Raw genomic sequence first — 18,975 nt, forward strand, 5'->3', positions numbered from 1 at the left:
CCTTATGCGCTGGTGCGTCGCGCAGCTGCCTGAGTGATCCGGTCGAACATGACTCCGAGCAGTACGATGGCGAGTCCCGCCGCCAGTCCCTTGCCGTACAGCTCGCCCTGCGAGAAGCCGGCCACGACGTCGTAGCCGAGGGCGCCTGCCCCCACCAGGCCGCCCACCACAACCATCGACAGCACGTAGATGAGCCCCTGGTTGGTCGCGAGAGTCAGGGCGCCGCGTGCCATCGGCAGCTGGACCTTGGTGATGATCTGCCAGGTGCTGCACCCGGCGGAGGTGGCCGCTTCCACCGTGGTCCCGGGCACGTTGCGCACCCCGTCCGCGATGATCTTGATCGCCACGGGTGCCGCGTAGACCACGGCCGCGGCGATCGCGGTGAAGCGCGTGGCGCCGAAGAGCGCGAGGAACGGCACGAGGTAGACGAACGGCGGCATCACCTGCGCCGCGTCCAGCGTGGGCCGCACCACCCGGTCGACGAGGGCACTGCGTCCCATCCACACCCCGACGACGACGCCGAGCAGCATCACCAGCACGGTGGCCACGACGGTCGAGGCCAGCGTCGTCATGCCGTCCGACCACACGCCCGTGCCGACCAGCAGACCCACGCAGACCGCCGTGGTCGCTCCGGCGCGCCGTCCGCCCAGCACCGCGCCCAGCCCGGTCAGGGCGGCGCCGACCAGCCACCACGGGGAGTCGGTGAGCAGCGACTGGAACGGGTTGAGCAGACCGTTGGTGACGGCGTCCCGGAAGGCGTTGGTGAGGCCCGAGAGATGGTCCTGCGCCCAGGTGGTCGCGGTGTCCGCCGCGCTCGCGACGGCCCTGCCGGTGCCGCCCCGCCCCGGGAACTCGGCGGCCCACACATAGGTGTGGGACAGGTACACCAGTACCGCGGCCACGACCGCGCCGAGCGCCAGCAGCGGCCGCCGCCAGGTGAGGAAGCGGCTGCCGGAGCGCCGGGCGGCCTCCTCGCGTCCGCTCGCCGCGGTCGTGACGCGGTCGAGCACGATCGCCATGACGACGATGGCGAGGCCCGCGTTGAAGGCCGTGCCGACGTCGAGGGACTGCAGGGCCTGGACGACGGTCTTGCCGAGTCCGGGCGCGTCGATCAGGGCGGCGATGGTCACCATGGCGAGGGCGGCCATGATGGTCTGGTTGACGCCCATCACCACGGTCCGCCTCGACATCGGCAGCAGGACCTTCACCAGGGTCTGACGGCGCGTGGACCCGAGCGAGTCGGCCGCCTCGACGGTGGTCCGCGGGACGGAGCGGACGGCGTGCGCGGTGATGCGGATCGCGGGCGGCGCCGCGTAGATCAGCGTGGTGATCGTGGCGGAGGCCGGACCGATGAGGAAGAAGAGGGTCAGCGGGGCCAGGTAGACGAAGGTCGGCATCGTCTGCATGAAGTCCAGGAACGGCGTCATGATCCGGTCGAAGCGGTCGGACAGTCCGGCCCACAGGCCGAGCGGGATGCCGATCACGAGTGCCACGAGGACCGCGGACAGGGTGAGCGCCAGCGTGTCCATGCTCTCCTGCCACAGGCCCTGCAGCCCGAGGAAGGTGAAGCCGGCCACGGCCAGCAGGGCGACCCGCCAGTTGGCGACGGCCCAGGAGACACAGCCGGTGAGGCCGACGACGCCGAGCCAGCCGATCTGCGGCACCGGGCGGCCGCCTGCGGGTCGGGAGACGAGGGACTGGACGAAGGTCACCAGGTTGTCGATGACCAGCCGGATCTCGTTGAAGAAGTAGAGGAAGAGCGGATCGGAGTTGCGGTGGGCGCCGATCGCGTCGTTGACGTCGTTGAACCAGCGGTGCAGCGCGGTGAGGTCGGCCGCGGCGAGGGGCAGCGTCTGCCGGCCGCGCAGCACGGCGAAGAGCGCCAGCCAGGCGATCAGGATCGCCGCCACGACCGTGCGGCGGCTGATCCCGCGTACGGCCGCCCTCGGTGCGGTCGCGTCGGCGGCGGCCATCACGCACCGCCCTCCCGCCCGGCGACCACGGAGAGGATCTCCTCGTCCCCGACGATCCCGAGCAGCGTGCCGTCCTCGACGACCTTGACCGGTTTCTCGGCCGCCAGCACCGCGCGGGTGGCTTCCCGCACCACGACGTCCGGACCCAGCTCCGGCCCGTCCAGGGCGTCGTGGGGGCCGGCCGGGCGCATGATCCAGCGCAGTGTCAGCACGTCGGCGCGCGGCACGTCCCTGACGAAGTCCCGTACGTAGTCGTCGGCGGGGGCGCCCACGAGTTCGTCACCGGTGCCGCACTGCACCGTCCTGCCGTCCCGCATGATGAGGATGCGGTCGCCGAGCTTGAGCGCCTCGGACAGGTCGTGGGTGATGAACACCATGGTCTTGCCGACCTCGTGGTGCAGGCGGATGACCTCGTTCTGCATGTCGCGGCGGATCAGCGGGTCGAGGGCGGAGAAGGGTTCGTCGAAGAAGAGCACGTCCGGGTCGCCGGCGAGCGCCCGGGCCAGGCCGACGCGCTGCTGCATGCCGCCGGAGAGCTGGTCGGGGTAGGAGTTCTCGTAGCCGGCGAGGCCGACCAGTTCGACGACCTCCAGGGCCCGCCGGGTGCGCTCCGCCCTGCCCGTTCCGCGGATCTCCAGGCCGAACGCCACGTTGTCGACGACCCGCCGGTGGGGCAGCAGCCCGAAATGCTGGAAGACCATGGAGAACTTGCTGCGCCGCAGTTCGCGCAGGCGCCTCGTGTCGGCGCCCCGGATGTCCTCGCCCTCGAAGACGACCTCGCCGGCGGTGGGTTCGATCAGCCGGGTCAGACAGCGCACCAGCGTGGACTTGCCGGAGCCGGACAGGCCCATGACGACGAAGACCTCGCCGGGCGAGACCTCGAAGGTGACGTCGCGTACGGCGGCGGTGCATCCGGTGCGGTCCATGAGCTCGCGGCGGGTCAGCCCGCACAGCTCCTCGGACTCCGGCACCTGGTCGGCCTTCGGCCCGAACACCTTCCACAGCCCGCGCACGGAGATGACCGGCGTGCCGTCCGAGTCCTGGGCTGTGCCGCGCCGCTGCGGCACCTCGGTCTGCGAGGGGGTCACGATCGGCCTCTCTTCGGCGTTCAGCCGCGGAACCAGTGCTGCGGCCGGGGGTGGATGTTCTGCCAGACGTGTTTGGGTTCCCGGTATTCGTCCAGGCCGGTGGGGCCCAGCTCGCGGCCCACGCCCGAGTGCCCGAAGCCACCCCATTCCGCCTGCGGCACATAGGGGTGGTAGTCGTTGATCCACACCGTGCCGTGGCGCAGCCGCCGCGCGACCCGCTGGGCCCTGCCCGCGTCCTGCGTCCACACGGCTCCGGCGAGTCCGTACGCGGTGTCGTTGGCGATGCGGACGGCGTCGTCCTCGTCGCGGAAGCGCTCCACGGTGAGCACGGGTCCGAAGGACTCCTCGTGCACCACGCGCATGTCCTGCCCGCACCCGTCGAGGACGGTGGGCGGGTAGTAGAAGCCGTCCGCCAGCGCGGGGTCGTCGGGGCGGGCGCCGCCGCAGCGCAGCACGGCGCCCTCGGCGACGCCCGCGGCGACGTACGCCTCGACCTTCTCGCGGTGTGCGGCGGAGATCAGCGGTCCGGTCTCGGCCTCGGGGTCGAAGGGGCCGCCGAGGCGGATCCGGCGGGCGCGGCGCACGATCTCGTCGACGAGGGCGTCGTGGAGGCGGTCCTCGACGATCAGCCGGGCGCCGGCCGAGCAGACCTGTCCGGAGTGGAGGAAGACGGCGGTCAGCGCGAAGTCCACGGCCGTGTCGAAGTCGGCGTCGGCGAAGACCACGTTCGGGTTCTTGCCGCCGAGTTCGAGTGCGACCTTCTTCACGGTGGGGGCGGCGGCGGCCATGATGCGCCGGCCGGTCCGGAGACCTCCGGTGAAGGAGACCATGTCGACCGCCGGGTGTTCGGACAGCGGTGCGCCCGCCTCGGGTCCGGCGCCGAGCACCAGGTTCGCGGCTCCGGCCGGCAGTCCGGCCTCCTGCAGCGCCCGCATCAGCAGGATCGCCGTGGAAGGCGTGAGCTCGCTGGGCTTGAGGACGATCGTGTTGCCGGCGAGGAGGGCGGGGGCGACCTTCCAGGACGCCTGGAGCAGCGGGTAGTTCCAGGGGGTGATCAGGCCGCAGACCCCGACGGGTTCATAGGTGATCCGGCTGAGGGCGTCGTCGCGGCCGGTGTCGACCACCCGGCCGGCGCTGGTGCCGGCGATGCCGCCGTAGTAGCGGAGACAGGAGACGACGTCGGCGGTGTCGTACTCGCTCTCCACCAGCCGCTTGCCGGTGTCGAGCGACTCGGCGCGGGCGAACTCCTTGGCGTCGCGCTCGATGATGTCGGCGGTGCGCAGGAGCAGTGCGCCGCGCTCGCGTTCGGGGGTGCGGGGCCAGGGTCCGTCGTCGAAGGCCCGGCGGGCCGCGGCGATCGCCGCCTCGGTGTCGGGGCGTGTCCCTTCGGACACGGTCGCCACCGGCGTGCCGTCCGCGGGACACCGGATCCCGCGGTGACCGCCGGCCACCGCGGCGCGCCATTCTCCGTCCACGTACAGGTCTGCCACGCGCCGATCCCTTCAACCGGAATTCGTTGCGCATCGTGCATTGTATTGCTCGTGGTGAAACACCCTGGCGAATCAGGGGAGATACGTCAAGGGGTTGGCCCGCTCGCCCGTTTCCGGGCGTCGGGGTGGCGGTAGTACACGGCCGCGGAGGGCGGCAGGGGCTCGTCGCCGAGGATGAGGTCCGCCGCCTTCTCGGCGATCATCATCACCGGTGCGTAGATGTTGCCGTTGGTGACGTACGGCATCACCGACGCGTCCACGACGCGGAGCCCGTCCAGTCCGTGCACCCGCATGCTCAGGGGGTCGACGACGGACATCTCGTCGGTGCCCATCCGGCAGGTGCAGGAGGGGTGCAGCGCGGTCTCGCCCTCCTCGGCGACCCAGGCGAGGATCTCCTCGTCGGTCCCGACGGAGGGCCCCGGGGAGATCTCGCCGTCGTTGTAGGGGGCGAGTGCGGGCTGGTTGAGGATCCTGCGGGCGACACGGATCGCCTCCACCCACTCCCGGCGGTCCTGGGCGGTGGAGAGGTAGTTGAAGCGCAGCGCCGGGTGCTCGCGCGGATCCCTGCTCCTGATCTTCACGGAGCCGACGGCGTCGGAGTACATGGGGCCCACGTGCACCTGGTACCCGTGGCCGCCCGCCGGCGAGGAGCCGTCGTAGCGCACCGCCACGGGCAGGAAGTGGAACATCAGGTTGGGGTAGTCCACGCTGTCGTTGCTGCGGGCGAAGCCCCCGGCCTCGAAGTGGTTGGTCGCCGCCGGGCCCTTGCGGAAGAGCCACTGCAGTCCGATGAGGGGGGCCCGCCACTTCGCCATGTACGGCTGCACGGAGACCGGCTGCCTGCAGGCGTACTGCACGTACACCTCCAGGTGGTCCTGCAGGTTCTCGCCGACGCCCGGCAGGTCCTGGACGACGTCGACGCCGAGGGCGGCCAGTTCGCCGGCATTGCCGACGCCGGACAGCTGGAGCAGCTGCGGGGAGTTGACGGCGCCGCCGCACAGGACGACCTCACCGGCGCGGACCTGCCGGGCGGCACCGCCGCCGCGCCGGTACTCGACGCCGACGGCGCGCCTGCCCTCGAAGAGCACGCGGGTGACCAGGGCGCGGGTGACGACGGTGAGGTTGGGCCGCCTCATCGCGGGCCTGAGGTACGCCTTGGCGGCCGAGAGGCGGCGGCCGCGGTGCACATTGCGGTCGAAGGGCGCGAAGCCCTCCTGCCGATAGCCGTTGACATCGTCGGTGCGGGGGTAGCCGGCCTCCTGGACGGCCTCCAGGAAGGCGGTGAACAGAGGGTTGGTGGCGGGGCCGCGCTCGAGCACGAGGGGGCCGTCGTGGCCGCGGAACTCGTCGTCGGGGTCGGCCGCGAGGCAGTTCTCCATCCGCCGGAAGTACGGCAGGCAGTGGGCGTAGTCCCAGGTCTCCATGCCGGGACCGGAGGCCCAGCGTTCGTAGTCCATGGGGTTGCCGCGCTGGAAGATCATGCCGTTGATGCTGCTGGAGCCGCCCAGCACCTTGCCGCGGGCGTGGTAGATGCGCCGGCCGCCCAAGTGCGGCTCGGGTTCGGACTCGTACTTCCAGTCGTAGAAGCGATTGCCGATGGGGTGGGTCAGCGCCGCGGGCATGTGGATGAAGACGTCCCACGGGTAGTCGGACCGGCCCGCCTCCAGCACCAGTACCCGGTGGGCGGGATCGGCCGAGAGCCGGTTCGCCAGTGCGCTGCCGGCCGATCCACCGCCGACGATGACGAAGTCGTACTGCAAGGGAGCCATGCTGCCTCGTCTCGCTCGCGCCGTCGATACGCGAGGCATGCTAATACGGTAGCGTAATGCGCACCAGGTTGCGTTGAGCGCAACTTGGGCGGGCTCTGCACGGCCCTCGCGTTGCTTGCGTCCACGTTGTTTACTGCGCGTATAGTTTCGCTGTGAGCAACTACAGTCCAGATATCGACACGACGGGCCCGCAGGCCGGCGGGGTGCAGTCCGTCGACCGGGCCATCAGCGTCCTCGAGATCCTGGCCCAGCGCGGCGAGGCGGGTGTCAGCGAAGTGGCCGCCGAGATCGACGTCCACAAGTCCACCGCGTTCCGCCTGCTCGGGGCCCTGGAGGCGCGCGGCCTGGTGGAGCAGGCCGGCGAGCGCGGCAAGTACCGGCTCGGTTTCGGGATCGTACGCCTGGCGGGCGCGGTCACCGGCCGGATCGACATCACCCAGCAGGGCCGCCCGGTCTGCGAGCGCCTCGCGGAGGAGATCGGGGAGACCGTCAACATCGCGGTGCTCCAGGAGCGCTACGCGGTCAACCTCTACCAGGTGCGGGGCCCGGGGGCGGTCGCGGCGCACAACTGGGTCGGCCAGCTGACCCCGCTGCACGCCACGTCCAGCGGCAAGGTCCTGCTGGCGTACCTGCCCGCGGCGGAGCGTGCCGCGCTGCTGTCCGAGGCGGGCCTGAAGAAGGCGACGCCGCACACCATCACCGCGAGGACGAAGCTGGAGAAGAACCTCGCCGAGGCCCGGGAGCGCGGCTACGCCCTGACGCTGGAGGAACTGGAGATCGGGCTGCACGCCATGGCGGCGCCGATCCGCGACCGGGACGGCCGGGTCATCGCCGCCATCAGCGCCTCCGGACCGTCGTACCGGTTCACCGAGGAGCGCATGCGCGAACTGGCGCCGCTGCTGCTGAAGGGCGCGGAGGAGATCAGCCACCGGATGGGCCACCTGGGCTGAGCCGCGGCCGCCGCCAGGGGCTACTGCGGCGGCCGGGTGCCCAGGCGCTCGTGCACCCAGTCGTGGAAGGCGGCGATGTGGTGCTCGCTGGGCACCAGGACGCCGCCCTCGGCGTACAGCCGGGAGCTCATTCCGGGCTGGGTGCGCTCACAGGCGTCGAAGTCCTGGCGGTTGACCCGGTCGAAGAGCTCCACGGAGCGGCTGATGTCCTTGCCGCCCTCCACCACTCCGGGCAGGTAGAGCCAGTCGCACTCGACGACCGTGCGGTCGACGGCCACCGGGTACATCCGGTGGAAGATCACGTGGTCCGGGACGAGGTTGATGAACACCTGCGGCTTGACGGTGATCGCGTAGTAGCGGCGGTCCTGTTCCTCGGACACTCCGGGGATGCGCTCCAGGCCCGGCGAGCCGTCGACGGTGAAGCCCTGGATCCCCGCACCGAACGCGGCGCCGTGGCCGACGTAGTACTGGGCGGCGTAGCCGTCGGCGAACTCGGGGAGCACCTCCGTGAGTTCGGGGTGGATCGTGGCGCAGTGGTAGCACTCCATGAAGTTCTCGACGATGAGCTTCCAGTTCGCCTTGACGTCGTAGACGATCCGTTTGCCGACCGCGAGGGCGGCCATGTCGTAGTGCTCGATCGCCTCCGCGTCGCCGAGGCGGGTGACGACCTCGTCGACGACCTCCGCGAAGGGGGGCGGGTCCTCCGCCAGGCACGCCCAGACATAGCCGAGCCACTCGCGGACGGCGACGGCCGCCAGGCCGTACTCGGTGCGGCTCACGTCGGGCATCTTGGTGAGGTTGGGCGCCGCCACGAGTCTCCCCGTCAGGTCGTACGTCCAGGCGTGGTACGGGCATTGGAAGGCCCGCTTGACCTCGCCGGACGACTGTGTGCAGATCCTGGCCCCGCGGTGCCGGCAGACGTTGAGGTAGGCGCGGACGGAGGTGTCGCGGGCGCGGGTGACGAGGACGCTCTCGCGGCCCACGTCCACGGTCCGGAAGGCTCCGGGCCTGGCCAGGTCGGACGACCGGGCGACGCAGAACCACATCCTCTCGAAGATGCGCTCCTGCTCCTGGGCGAAGATCCCGGGGTCCGTGTAGGAGGAGCCGGGAAGGGTGGCGATCAGGCTCTCGGGCAGGCTGGTCGAGGTCACGGTGCACTCCTCGGGAAACGTCGTGGATCGGTCGTTCACGCGCCGGGAAGAGCGGCTCCGGACCGTGTCACGGACGGGACGGTGCTGCGCACCGGAGGAAGGCGCAGCCTGGAACACGGCGCCGGCGGTGTCACGCCCTGGCGCCGGCGAGCCTCTTGCGCCAGGAGGCGAACAGCCGCGGCCGGTCCATCGCGAGCACGGCGACCGGATGGCCGGCACGCCGGTAGACGGCCAGGAAGCAGCGGTCGTCGACGGCACCCTCCTCGACGGTCACGCCGTCCGCACCGGCCGCATGACCGGCGAACTGGATCCTCACGCCGTACTGGTCGGACCAGAAGTACGGCGGCCCGGGCGCGCCCGGTTCCACCGCGCCCCAGGACAACAGCGCGGCCACGGCGGCGTCGGGGCGTTCCCGCGCGCCGGTCCAGTGCTCGACCCGGACGTGACGGCCGATGCGGGGGTCGTACCAGGAGGCGCAGTCGCCGACCGCCACCACACCGCCCACGCCGGTGCGGCCGTCCGCGCCGCACCTGACGCCGTCCTCGAGCACGACGCCGGATCCCTTCAGCCACTCGACACAGGGCCGCGCACCCACGCCGACGACCACGGTGTCGGCGGGGACGCTGCGGCCGTCCTCGAGCAGCACGGCATCGACACGCCTCTCGCCGCTCAGCCCTTTGACGCCCACGCCGCACGACAGCCGTACGCCGTGGTCGGCGTGGAGGGCGGAGACGACGCCGCCCATGGCCCGGCCGAGCGGTCCGGCGAGCGGTACCGGGGCCGCCTCGACGACGGTCACGTCGAGCCCGAGGGCGCGGGCGGTCGAGGCGACCTCGGCGCCGACGAATCCGGCGCCGATCACCACCAGCCGTCCGCCGCGGGCCAGTTCGTCCCGCACGGTGCGGGCGTCGTCCAGGGTGCGCAGCACATGCACCCCGGCCAGGCCGTCGGCGCCCGGCAGCCGGCGCGCGACCGCCCCGGTCGCGATGACGACCCCGTCGGCCCGCACCTCATGACCGTCGGCGAGCCGTACGGCGCGCCGGGCCCGGTCGAGCCCGGCGGCGCGGGTGCCGAGCAGCCATTCCGCCCGGAGGTCCTCGTCGTCCGTCTCCAGTACGAGATCCGCTTCGCCCAGGGCACCGGACAGGAACTCCTTGGACAGCGGCGGCCGGTCGTACGGGCGGTGGACTTCGTCCCCGATGACGACGAGCCGCCCGTCGTACCCCCGCTTCCGCAGCGCACGCGCCGCCGACAGGCCGGCCAGCGAGGCGCCCACCACGGCCACGGTCCTCACGCGGCGCCCCCGGCGAGACGGGACGCGCCGCACGGCGGCAGGTCGGGGGCCTGCGTGGACAGCCGGACGTAGACCATGCCGTCCTCGACGAGGACCTGGTGGGTGCGCACCGGGAGTCTGGCCGGCGGGGCGTCGACGGCGCCGGTACGGAGGTCGAACGTGGAGGCGTGCAGCGGGCATTCCACCTCGCAGCCCTCCAGCCAGCCGTCGGCGAGCGAGGCGTCCTGGTGGGTGCAGGTGTCGTCGATGGCGAACAGCTCGCCGTCGTCGGTGTGGAACACCGAGACCGGCGGATCGACGTCGAGCCGGAGAGCCTCGCCTCGCGGCAGATCCGCGAGACGGCACGCGGGAATCATCATGACACCTCGGTGCGTATAGCGAAACGGATTGCGATGAGCGCAACATCAGTCTGCGGGCGCCCTCGAACCCTTGTCAAGGAGCGCAGTGCAGGCCCCACAGCGGGTCGAAGTTGCGTCACCGGGGCGCCGAAGGACGGTTCTCCCGGTCGGTGCGCGCCGGTCGGGCCGCGGCCGGAACGCCGCCGGGCGGGTGACGGCCCTTCGGGTGAAGCCCGCTCCTGGGCACGGCGGGCCGTCGCGCTCCGCCGGTGCGGCGAAAGCCCCCCGGCGGCGGGGGGTTTCAGAGGGCCGCACGGCCGCGGACGCTTCTCCACCGGGCAGGACACGGCGGCACGACCGTGGCGGCCGGGGCGAACGGGCCGTGCTAAGGGAGGTGTATGAGACAGTCCCGAATCGCGGCATGCATGTCCTCCTTCCTTCTCGCCGCCGCCTGCACCGTCACCGGTGCCGCCTCGGCACAGGCGACCCCGCGCACGGCGGCCACCGGGTACGTGGCCCTCGGTGACTCCTACTCCTCCGGTGTCGGGACCGGCAGCTACCTGAACTCCAGTGCCGGCTGCCTGCGCAGCGCCCGGGCGTACCCCGCCCTGTGGGCCGCGGCGCATGCGCCGTCGTCGTTCAGCTTCACCGCGTGCAACGGCGCACGCACCAGCGACGTGCTGGCCAAGCAGCTCGGCCCGCTCGGCACCCGCACCGGCCTGGTCAGCATCACCGTCGGCGGCAGCGACTCGGGCTTCGGCGACGTCATGACGACGTGCGTGCTGCGGGGCAACACCGCGTGCCAGAGCGTCGTCGCCGAGGCCCGGTCGTACATGGACCGGACCCTCCCGCACGACCTGGACCGTCTCTACACGGCCATCAGGAGCAAGGCCGCGGCCGCCCACGTCGTGGTGCTCGGCTATCCGCGCCTGTACCGGCTCAAGGGCACCTGCGTGGCGGGCCTGCCGGAGGCCGCACGCTCCGCCGTCAACGACGCCGTGGACAATCTCAACAGCGTGATCGCGAAACGCGCCGCCGACCACGGGTTCACCTTCGCGGACGTCGCCCCCGCCTTCTCCGGGCACGAGATCTGCTCCGGCAGCCCCTGGCTGCGCAGCGTCAACTGGCTCGCCCCCGTCGAGTCGTACCACCCCACGGTGCTCGGGCAGTCCGAGGGCTACCTCCCCGTCTTCAGCGGCACGGCCTGAGCTCCGTCCGGCCGTGGACGTCCGCCCCCACCCCGCCTCCGCGGCGGGTGGCGGGACCCGCCCTCTGGCGGACGCGCGTAGACCTCGGGCATCATCTCCATGCACCACCTGCACCGCCGACCCCACGAGATGCACGGCCCGACCGCAGGAGGTCCTCGCATGAAGATCCGCTCCGCCCTCACCGCTCTCGCGCTCACCGTCGCCCCCGGGCTCGCCGTCCTCAGCGGCGCCGGCGACGCCCTCGCCGCCCAGGACGGTGCCCAGACCGTCACCGTCACCAAGATCTCCCACGCCACCGCCACCTCGATGTTCCGTCAGGTGGGCATCACCTGGTCGTCCTCCGGCAACTGCTCCGACCGGAACAACTCGACCTGCACGTCCTTCGAGCAGCTCAACCTGGCCACCGCCCAGGGCGCCCAGACCCTCAAGGGCGCATCGGGCTGTGCGCTGAACATCACCGGCGGCACGGAGACCGGCCACGCCAGCGGCACCTACTCGCACTGGAACGGCTACAAGCTCGACTACGGCAAGAACACCTGTGTCACCAACTACGTGAAGGGCACGTTCACGTACATCGGCCTGCGCGGCGACGGCGCGCCCCAGTACCAGTCCGGCGCCGGCAACATCTACGCCGACGAGGGCAATCACTGGGACGTCCTCTACTACAACTGCGGAGGCTGCTGACCCCGTCGGCGACCGTCGCCCGGGGCGGCCACCGGCCCGGGCGACGGTCGCGCGGTGGCACGGCGTGGCGGCTGTACGAGTGGTGCATCCCCTGGCACGGTCGTAGCGTCGGTGGAAGAAGTCGGTCCGGGCAGGGGCGCATGGATCCGGAGAACAGCGAGCCGGGAGCGGACATGCGGAGACACATGGTGAGCACGGCGGTGGCACTCTGCGCCGCCGCATCGCTCGTGGGAGCCATGGGGACGGCCTCCGCCGCCCCTGGGGCGGCGCCGGCCGCGCACACGGCGCAGCGGCAGCAGGCCGGGGACCCTGTGCTCGTCGACTGCTTCTGGCGCCCTCAACTGGAGCCGGGCGACTTCATGATCGCCTGCGGTGACGGCAACAGCCTGCTGACCTCGCTGCACTGGTCGAGCTGGGGCGCCGGCTCGGCGGTGGCCGAGGGTGTGAACGTGGTGAACGACTGCGTGCCGTACTGCGCCGCGGGCAGGTTCCACTCGTACCGCGTCATCGTGCGGCTCGACGACCCGCGGCCCTGGAAGAAGCACCCGCAGGTGCGGCACTACGCCCGGATGAGCCTCATCTACACCGACGGCCGGCCCAGCGGCTACGGGCGCGTGGAGACCTACCCCCTGTGGAACTGACGTGAACCGCCGAGCAGGGGCCCGGTGAGCCCCACGGGGTTGCCCGGAGGGATCAGTCCCGCCTCCACCACCGTCCGCGCCAACGGGGCGAGCAGCTCGGCGAGTCGTGCGGTCGCGGCCGGGCCCACGGCCCGCCACGGCCCCTCGGCGGCGGCATCGGGCGCGTCCTCGATCGCACGGCGCTCGCCCGCTCCCCGGGCGGTCAGACGCCCCTCGTCGTCGAGCCATCCGCGCTCCCGCAGCTCCGCTTCCGCGGCGTGCCAGGTCGCGGCGTCCCATTTCCTGCCCTCGCGCAGCATCGCGCCGTCCGATTCCCCGGCGGCGGCCTTGAGCACCAGCGCCTGGACCGGGCCGATGCCGCGGCTCACCAGTACGGCGACATGCCCGTCGCCCCGGTGTTCGCGCAGTGTGGTCACCGCCTGCCAGAGACGCACACGCGGCTCGGCCGGCCGTTCGAGGGCCTGATTGGCGGCTGCGAGCACACGCCCGGCGGTGTCGGCCGCCCGGGCCGCGTCCCAGGCGAGATCCGCCGCCTCCGCGATCGACGCGTCGCGCAGCGCGTCCTGCCCGTACAGCCGCCGCATGGCGAGATCCACCGCCCGCTCCCGTGCGGCCAGGACGTCCGACGGTGTGGCGTACCGCCACGCGTCCGGCAGTGCCCGGGTCACCCGGTCGGGGTGGAACACATAGAAGCTGCTGGTCACCACCGCCGGTTGCACCGGTCCCAGCGGGGCGGCGCGCATCGCGACGTATCCCATCCAAAAGCCCCGCATCCCCGCCTCGTCGGCGGCGCGCACCGCCTCCGGGGTGAAGTACACGAGGTCGTGCACCGGCTCGGCGAGTTCCCACATCGATCGGGACGAGACGTCGCTCACCGTTCCCCCTTGCTCCGCTGTTCCGCGGTCCTTGCACCGCCCACCGGTCATGACGGTTGTCATAGCACATTCTCATGACGGCTGTCATAAGAACCGTGGTGGACCCCGGGGCTGCGGGGCTCGGCCCTCGGTCGTGTTTGCCCGGCGGGCACGCGGTCACTCGGTCTGTGACCCGGGAGTCGAGGGCGGCTTGGAGTGAGCAGCGGTGGCACGAGACGAGAAGGCCAAGGCCAAGAAGGAACAGGCCAAGGGCAAGGCCAAGGAGACAGTCGGCCGCGCGGTGGGCAACGAGCGCATGACGGCCGAGGGACAGGCCGAGAAGGCGAAGGGCGACGCGCGTCAGGCCAAGGAGAAGGCCAAGGACGCCTTCCGGCGCTGACGAGCGGGACCCCGCCGGCGGAATCCCGCCCCGCCGGTCCCCCGGCCCGGTCCGCCGGGGCGGCGGACCGCCGGGGCGGGGCCTTCGTACGCGGCCTTCACCGCGCCGTTCGCGCGGGGGACGGCGCGCCGTCCGCCTTCCCGGTCGCGCCCCCGGACAGGAGGGCGGCCAACTCCCGCTGGCGCGGGAAGGATCCGGGAACGTAACCGCACCACGGCTCCTCGGCGTACGGGTCGCCGGTCACACCGTAGGCCCGGGAACGGGAGCCGCCGCAGACCTGGCGGAACTCGCACGAGCCGCACCGGCCGCCCAGCCGGTCGGCGTCGCGCAGGCCCGTGAACAGCTCCGACGAGCGGTAGATGTCCGTCAGCGGCCGCTCACGCACGCTGCCCGCACCCAGCGGGAGGAACCCACTGGGGTGCACGGTCCCCGTGTGGGAGACGAAGACGAAACCCCGGCCCGCGTTGACGTCCAGCGGGGGGCGGCGCACGCGCCGTTCCCCCGTGTCGAGCCCCAGTTCACCGATGCGGTCGCGCAGCCGCCGGTACAACGGACCGAGCCGGAGCGCCTCTTCATGGTCCTCGCCGAGGTCCGCCAGTATCCGCCGCTGCAGCGCCACACGGCGGAAGTGGTGTGCCTCGGTGGTCTTGGCGGGCACGGTCAGACCGACGTCGTACACGAAGTTCAGGACGTCCTCGGTCTCGCCCGCCGTCAGTGCCCCGAGTACCTTGCCACGCCCCGTCGGCACGAGGAAGAAGGCGCTCCACAGCATCGCCCCGTGATCATGGACGAGGCGGACCACGTCCGGCAGGTCGTCGAGGTTGCGCCGGGTGACCGTGGTGTTGATCTGGACCTTCATGCCCAGCTCGCGGGCCGCGTCCCAGGCGTCGAGGGTCCAGCGGAACACGCCGGGCACACCGCGGAACCCGTCGTGCAGTGCGGCCGTCGAGCCGTCCAGGCTGAGCGAGAGCCCGACCGCTCCGGCCTCGTCGACGGCCCGCAACCGCTCGGGCGTCAGGGTGGGGGTGCCGGACGGCGACACGGCGACCCGCACTCCCGCCTCCTTGCCGTGCGCGACGAGCTCCAGCAGATCGGGGCGCTGGAAGGGATCACCCCCGGTGATCACGAACAGCGGGGCGGGTTGCCCGAAGGCGGCGACCTGACCCATCAGGTCCTTGGCCGCGTCCGTGTCCAGCTCCCTCGGATCCCGGTCGGGGACGGCCTCCGCGCGGCAGTGCAGACAGGCCAGGGGGCAGGCCCGGGTGGACTCCCAGATCACGATGAACGGCTTGTCGGCCACGTCCTGGCGCTGGCGGCGCACCGCCCGCCCGCCGCTCACCGCGGCCTGCCGGCCGTACGTCCGGCCGCCCGGGAGTCAGGGCAGACGTGCGGGGCGGCCGGACGATGACCGCACCGGGGGGTACGGACCGCACGTCGCGCCGGTCTCGACCAGGGACGGACAGGGCCGGGCCGGCGTTCGGTGCGGTCGTACATGCGGCTACCTCCGGTTCGATCACCCGCCAGCCTGCACCGCGCCCGGCGTCCGGCCCCACGGCCGACCGGCCCTCCCGCCGGGGCCGTTGGTCCCTCGTTCCGCCGTGTCCGTGACCGGCCCCGGCCTTCGTGACCGGCCCCGGCCTTCTTCGTGGCCGGACCGGTGGTCCCTTCGATGGGGACGTTCGGCCCCATACGGAGACAAACAACGAAATTAGCCTTGCCTGTACGGCCCCGGCGATCGCGAGGGCCGAGGCCGAGGGAGGCACGAGCATGGCTGGCACCGATCGCGGACGGCCTTCCCGGCACACCCGCCCACCCGCCGGCGGCTCGGCAGCCACCCGGCTGCCCGGCCACCGGGCCCTCGCGCGCCTGGGCAGACGCGTCCCGCGCCCGGGAGGCCTCCGCCTCACGCGCTGGATGCTCGACCGACTGGGCGTGGGACCGGACGACCGGGTGGTGGAACTGGCCGCCGGGGTGGGGGCCACCGCCCGGCTGACACTCGCCTGCGCGCCCGCCACCTACACCGCCGTCGACCGTGACGCCGCGGCCGTGGCCGCGTTGGGCACCCTGACGGCACCCGGCCCGACCGAGGTCCGCGCGGTGCGCGCGGACGCCGCGGCCACCGGTCTGCCCGACGGCTGCGCCACCGTGGTGTACGGGGAGGCGATGCTGACGATGCAGCCCGACCCCGCCAAGCGGCGGATCGTGCGGGAGGCGCGTCGGCTCCTCGCCGGCTCCCGCGGCCGGTACGCCCTCCACGAACTGTGCCTGCTGCCCGACGACCTGGACCGGGCGCGCGCCGAGAAGATCACGGCGGATCTGTGCGAGGCCATGCACATCGGTGCCCGGCCCCTGACCCCGGCCGGCTGGAGCGACCTGCTGGCCGCCGAGGGGTTCACCGTCGTCGCCCGGGAGACGGTGCCGATGGCCCTTCTCGGGACGCGACGGCTCGTCGCCGACGAGGGAGCCGACGGAGCCCTCGACGTCATCGGCCGCGCCCTGCGGGACCCGGCGGCCCGGCGCCGGGCACTGCACATGCGGCGGGTCTTCCACCGGCACCGGGCCCATCTGGGGGCGCTCGGCCTGATCGCCGTCCCCGCCCCGGCCGCGCCCCGGCCCACCGGCGGGACGCCGACGGCCGCCGGGTGAGCACGCTGTCCGGGGCGGGCCGGTCACCGCCGGGTGGAGCCCGCCGCCCCGGCGGCCCGGAGGATGAGGTCCGTGACGGCGCCGGGGTGGGAGATCATGGCCACGTGGGAGGAGTCGATCTCCACCGTGTGCGCACCCGCCCGCCGCGCCTCGAAGCGTTCCTGGTCCGGGTCGATGGTCCTGTCCTGCCTCGCGACGAGGAACCACGACGGGATGTGCCGCCAGGCGGCCGCCCGGGCCTTCTCGGAGAACGCGGCCGTGGCGGCGGGTCGTTGGGTCGCCGCGAGCAGCCTCGCCGTGCGCTCCGGGAGGTCGGCGGCGAAGACCTGGTGGAGCCTGTCCCGCCGGAGGTACACGTCGGTCCCCTGGATCCCGTTGCCGGCCCGGTACTTCACGGACCGGGTGGCGGTGCCGAGTTCGCTCGGGAACCTGACGGCCAGTGACATGCCGCTCTCGCCCTTGTCGGGCATCAGCGCCGACACGTAGACCAGCGCCTTCACCCTCGGTGCGCCGGCGGCCGCCGAGCTGATGACCGCGCCGCCGTACGAGTGGCCCACCAGCACGATCGGGCCCTTGACGCCGTCCAGCACCGACGCGATGTAGGCGGAGTCGCCGTACAGGCCGCGCAGCGGATTGGCGGGAGCCATGACGGGATAGCCGCGGCGTTCGAGCCGCTCGACGACCCCGTTCCAGCTGGAGGCGTCCGCGAACGCCCCGTGCACGAGGACGATGGTGGGCTTCGTCCCGGACGTGCCGCCGCCGACGGAGCCGCCCGCGGCACCCGGGGCCGCCCAGGCCGTGCAGAGGGCCGCGGCGCACGCCGCCGCCGCGAGGCGCGTACCGCGTTCCCGGCGTCGTATGCCGGGGTTCCCGGAAGCTGACATGCCGTGCTCGCTTTCCTCGACGCCTACGACACCTCACTGTTCACCCTTCCGCGCCGGTCGTCCCGGCCGGGTCCTCCATTCGGGTCACGGGTGGACGGGTGAAGGACGGCGATCGGCGCGCCCCTCAGGACACGGTGCCCGCCGGCCGGCCGGGGCACGACCGGACCGCGGCCGCGGCGTCAGCGGGCGGGGCGCGTGTCCGGACGGCGGTAGACCCCGTGCCAGTAGCCGTGGGCCAACTCCTGGGCGACGAGCGCGTCGTCGCCGGCGTCCCCGCCGGAGACCTGCCGGGCGATGACCTCCCCACCTCCCTGGACGATCACCGTGGCGGCGAGCTCGGGGACGACGTCCGCGGATGTACGGCCCGCCCGCTGCTCCTCCTTCAGCACCGTCACCAGGTTGTCGATGAAACGGTCCTGGTGCGCCGCCCACGCCTCGCGGACCGCGGGGTCGTACGCGGCCACCTCGTGGATCGCGGACAGCAGTGCCGCGTGTTCGCGGTAGTGCCGCACGATGAGTTCGTACGTCCGCGCCAGACCCTCGACCCCGCCGTCCGGGCCGCAGGGCCGCCATGCCTCCGCGATCTCGTAGCTGCGCGCCTTGAGGGACCCGCTCACCCGCAGCAGGACGTCGACCTTGTCGCGGAAGTACAGATAGAAGGTGGAGCGCGAGATCCCGGCGGCGTGCGCGATCTGCTCCACGCTCAGCTCCGTGTACGTCGCACCACCGCGCAGGAGTTCTTCGAGCGCCGACAGGATCCGCTGCTCGAGTGCGGCCCGCCGGTCGGCCGCGCTGGAAGGTCGTCGAGTGGTGGAAGCCATGCCGTCATCCTAGGGAGCCGGTGGAAGGGGCCGTGGCCCGTGCCGTCGGGCCGGGCGGCCCGCCGAGGCGGGGCGTGGCCCGCTCAGCCGGCCGACTCCAGCGCGATCTTCGCGAGGAGGACGGCGAACTCCTCCGGCATCGAGAGGAACGGTGAGTGGTCGCTCTGGATGCGGTGGACCGTGCCGGTCCTGGCGGCGAGTTCCTCCTGGTTCTGCGGCGGCAGCGCCCGGTCCCGCTCGCAGACCACGTACGTCGACGGGACGGTGTGCCACCCGGCCCGGGTCAGCGGCTCGCTGAAGGACCTCGTGCTCTGCGGCACCAGACGCTCCGTCGCCTCCTCCGCCTCGGCCTGCGGCACGTCCGTGTAGAACATCGGCACCGGCTGACGGGGCACGGGCTGGAATCCGTGCGGCTCCGGCGGCACCGGCGCGCCGTGGTACCCGAGGAGGCTCTCGCCGACATCGAGCCGGTACGCCGCCAGGTAGACGACGTGCGCCACATGGGCGGCGTCGGCGACGGCCTCGGTGACCGGTATGCCGCCGTAGGAGTGGGCGACCACCACCACCGGCCCGTCGATGCGCTCCAGTTCGTCGAGCACCACGCGCGCGTCGTCCCGGACACCGGCCTCCCGCCCGGCGCTGGGCAGGTCGACCGTCCGGGTCGTCCAGCCGTCGGCACCGAGCACGGGGGTCAGCTTCTCCCAGCACCAGGCGCCGTGCCAGGCCCCGTGCACCAGCAGCAGGGTCGGTCGGGAAACTCCAGCAGCAGTCACGGACACTCCAC

General features: G+C 72.6%; 18 protein-coding genes. 6 read left to right on the forward strand and 12 right to left on the reverse strand.

Translation table 11 applies throughout. From position 1 onward, the window contains the following. Positions 1-2: 2 nt before the first annotated feature. The 4 genes from ACFYMU_RS28420 to betA form a co-directional block, all read right to left on the reverse strand. On the reverse strand, positions 3-1,973 hold the full coding sequence (locus tag ACFYMU_RS28420) for an ABC transporter permease (RefSeq protein WP_388378926.1): 1,971 nt from the start codon (positions 1,971-1,973) through the stop codon (positions 3-5). Continuing rightward, complete coding sequence (locus ACFYMU_RS28425; RefSeq protein ID WP_388378929.1) at positions 1,973-3,061, reverse strand: glycine betaine/L-proline ABC transporter ATP-binding protein; 1,089 nt, start codon at positions 3,059-3,061, stop codon at positions 1,973-1,975. The genes ACFYMU_RS28420 and ACFYMU_RS28425 overlap by 1 nt, the downstream gene beginning before the upstream one ends. A gap of 20 nt (positions 3,062-3,081) precedes the next feature. Continuing rightward, a complete protein-coding gene (locus ACFYMU_RS28430; RefSeq protein ID WP_388378933.1) occupies positions 3,082-4,551 on the reverse strand; it encodes an aldehyde dehydrogenase family protein in 1,470 nt (489 codons plus the stop codon). A gap of 86 nt (positions 4,552-4,637) precedes the next feature. Next, on the reverse strand, positions 4,638-6,320 hold the full coding sequence (gene betA, locus ACFYMU_RS28435; RefSeq protein WP_388378936.1) for a choline dehydrogenase: 1,683 nt from the start codon (positions 6,318-6,320) through the stop codon (positions 4,638-4,640). A 203-nt stretch (positions 6,321-6,523) separates the two neighbouring features. On the opposite strand from betA, the gene ACFYMU_RS28440 reads away from it, so the two are divergent. Beyond that, entirely contained in the window at positions 6,524-7,270 is a 747-nt protein-coding gene (locus tag ACFYMU_RS28440) for an IclR family transcriptional regulator (RefSeq protein WP_388379046.1), read from the forward strand. 20 nt (positions 7,271-7,290) lie between these two features. On the opposite strand, the gene ACFYMU_RS28445 is transcribed toward ACFYMU_RS28440, so the two are convergent. From ACFYMU_RS28445 to ACFYMU_RS28455, 3 genes are all read right to left on the reverse strand, one after another. Further along, positions 7,291-8,421 (reverse strand): aromatic ring-hydroxylating dioxygenase subunit alpha, encoded by a 1,131-nt coding sequence (locus tag ACFYMU_RS28445; RefSeq protein ID WP_388378939.1) that lies wholly within the window; start codon positions 8,419-8,421, stop codon positions 7,291-7,293. A 130-nt stretch (positions 8,422-8,551) separates the two neighbouring features. Continuing rightward, on the reverse strand, positions 8,552-9,715 hold the full coding sequence (locus ACFYMU_RS28450; protein WP_388378941.1) for an NAD(P)/FAD-dependent oxidoreductase: 1,164 nt from the start codon (positions 9,713-9,715) through the stop codon (positions 8,552-8,554). Continuing rightward, on the reverse strand, positions 9,712-10,074 hold the full coding sequence (locus ACFYMU_RS28455; RefSeq protein WP_388378944.1) for a bifunctional 3-phenylpropionate/cinnamic acid dioxygenase ferredoxin subunit: 363 nt from the start codon (positions 10,072-10,074) through the stop codon (positions 9,712-9,714). Before ACFYMU_RS28455 ends, ACFYMU_RS28450 begins: the two co-directional genes overlap by 4 nt. 377 nt (positions 10,075-10,451) lie before the next feature. Here ACFYMU_RS28455 and ACFYMU_RS28460 point away from each other — a divergent pair, with 377 nt between their 5' ends. From ACFYMU_RS28460 to ACFYMU_RS28470, 3 genes are all read left to right on the forward strand, one after another. Continuing rightward, the gene (locus ACFYMU_RS28460; RefSeq protein WP_388378947.1) at positions 10,452-11,261 is read left to right on the forward strand and encodes an SGNH/GDSL hydrolase family protein; all 810 of its coding nucleotides are present in this window, start codon (positions 10,452-10,454) and stop codon (positions 11,259-11,261) included. A gap of 159 nt (positions 11,262-11,420) precedes the next feature. Further along, a complete protein-coding gene (locus ACFYMU_RS28465) occupies positions 11,421-11,945 on the forward strand; it encodes a hypothetical protein (RefSeq protein WP_388378949.1) in 525 nt (174 codons plus the stop codon). Positions 11,946-12,118: 173 nt separating this feature from the next. Then, positions 12,119-12,586 carry a hypothetical protein gene (locus tag ACFYMU_RS28470; protein ID WP_388378952.1) on the forward strand — a complete coding sequence of 156 codons (468 nt, stop codon included), beginning with the start codon at positions 12,119-12,121 and terminating at the stop codon, positions 12,584-12,586. Here the strand turns inward: ACFYMU_RS28470 and ACFYMU_RS28475 are convergent. After that, positions 12,568-13,461, reverse strand: coding sequence for a hypothetical protein (locus ACFYMU_RS28475; protein ID WP_388378955.1), 894 nt, complete (start codon positions 13,459-13,461; stop codon positions 12,568-12,570). The two genes, ACFYMU_RS28470 and ACFYMU_RS28475, sit on opposite strands and share 19 nt — an antisense overlap. A 205-nt stretch (positions 13,462-13,666) precedes the next feature. Between ACFYMU_RS28475 and ACFYMU_RS28480 the strand changes: the two genes are divergently transcribed. Beyond that, positions 13,667-13,840: a CsbD family protein gene (locus tag ACFYMU_RS28480; RefSeq protein ID WP_388378958.1), complete on the forward strand. Its 174-nt coding sequence runs from the start codon at positions 13,667-13,669 to the stop codon at positions 13,838-13,840. A 97-nt stretch (positions 13,841-13,937) separates the two neighbouring features. On the opposite strand, the gene ACFYMU_RS28485 is transcribed toward ACFYMU_RS28480, so the two are convergent. Beyond that, positions 13,938-15,179 carry a TIGR04053 family radical SAM/SPASM domain-containing protein gene (locus ACFYMU_RS28485; RefSeq protein WP_388378961.1) on the reverse strand — a complete coding sequence of 414 codons (1,242 nt, stop codon included), beginning with the start codon at positions 15,177-15,179 and terminating at the stop codon, positions 13,938-13,940. A 428-nt stretch (positions 15,180-15,607) separates the two neighbouring features. Between ACFYMU_RS28485 and ACFYMU_RS28490 the strand changes: the two genes are divergently transcribed. Then, on the forward strand, positions 15,608-16,486 hold the full coding sequence (locus tag ACFYMU_RS28490) for a methyltransferase domain-containing protein (protein WP_388378964.1): 879 nt from the start codon (positions 15,608-15,610) through the stop codon (positions 16,484-16,486). A 23-nt stretch (positions 16,487-16,509) separates the two neighbouring features. Here ACFYMU_RS28490 and ACFYMU_RS28495 read toward each other — a convergent pair whose 3' ends face one another. The 3 genes from ACFYMU_RS28495 to ACFYMU_RS28505 all read right to left on the reverse strand — a co-directional run bounded on the left by ACFYMU_RS28495 (position 16,510) and on the right by ACFYMU_RS28505 (position 18,964). Beyond that, positions 16,510-17,370, reverse strand: coding sequence for an alpha/beta fold hydrolase (locus tag ACFYMU_RS28495; RefSeq protein ID WP_388378966.1), 861 nt, complete (start codon positions 17,368-17,370; stop codon positions 16,510-16,512). A gap of 179 nt (positions 17,371-17,549) precedes the next feature. Further along, positions 17,550-18,191, reverse strand: coding sequence for a TetR/AcrR family transcriptional regulator (locus tag ACFYMU_RS28500; protein WP_388378969.1), 642 nt, complete (start codon positions 18,189-18,191; stop codon positions 17,550-17,552). Between the two features lie 83 nt (positions 18,192-18,274). Continuing rightward, on the reverse strand, positions 18,275-18,964 hold the full coding sequence (locus ACFYMU_RS28505) for an alpha/beta fold hydrolase (RefSeq protein ID WP_388378972.1): 690 nt from the start codon (positions 18,962-18,964) through the stop codon (positions 18,275-18,277). Positions 18,965-18,975: the final 11 nt, after the last annotated feature.

Origin of the sequence: Streptomyces sp. NPDC007264 (genome assembly GCF_042869095.1) — a bacterium.
Taxonomy (GTDB): domain Bacteria; phylum Actinomycetota; class Actinomycetes; order Streptomycetales; family Streptomycetaceae; genus Streptomyces.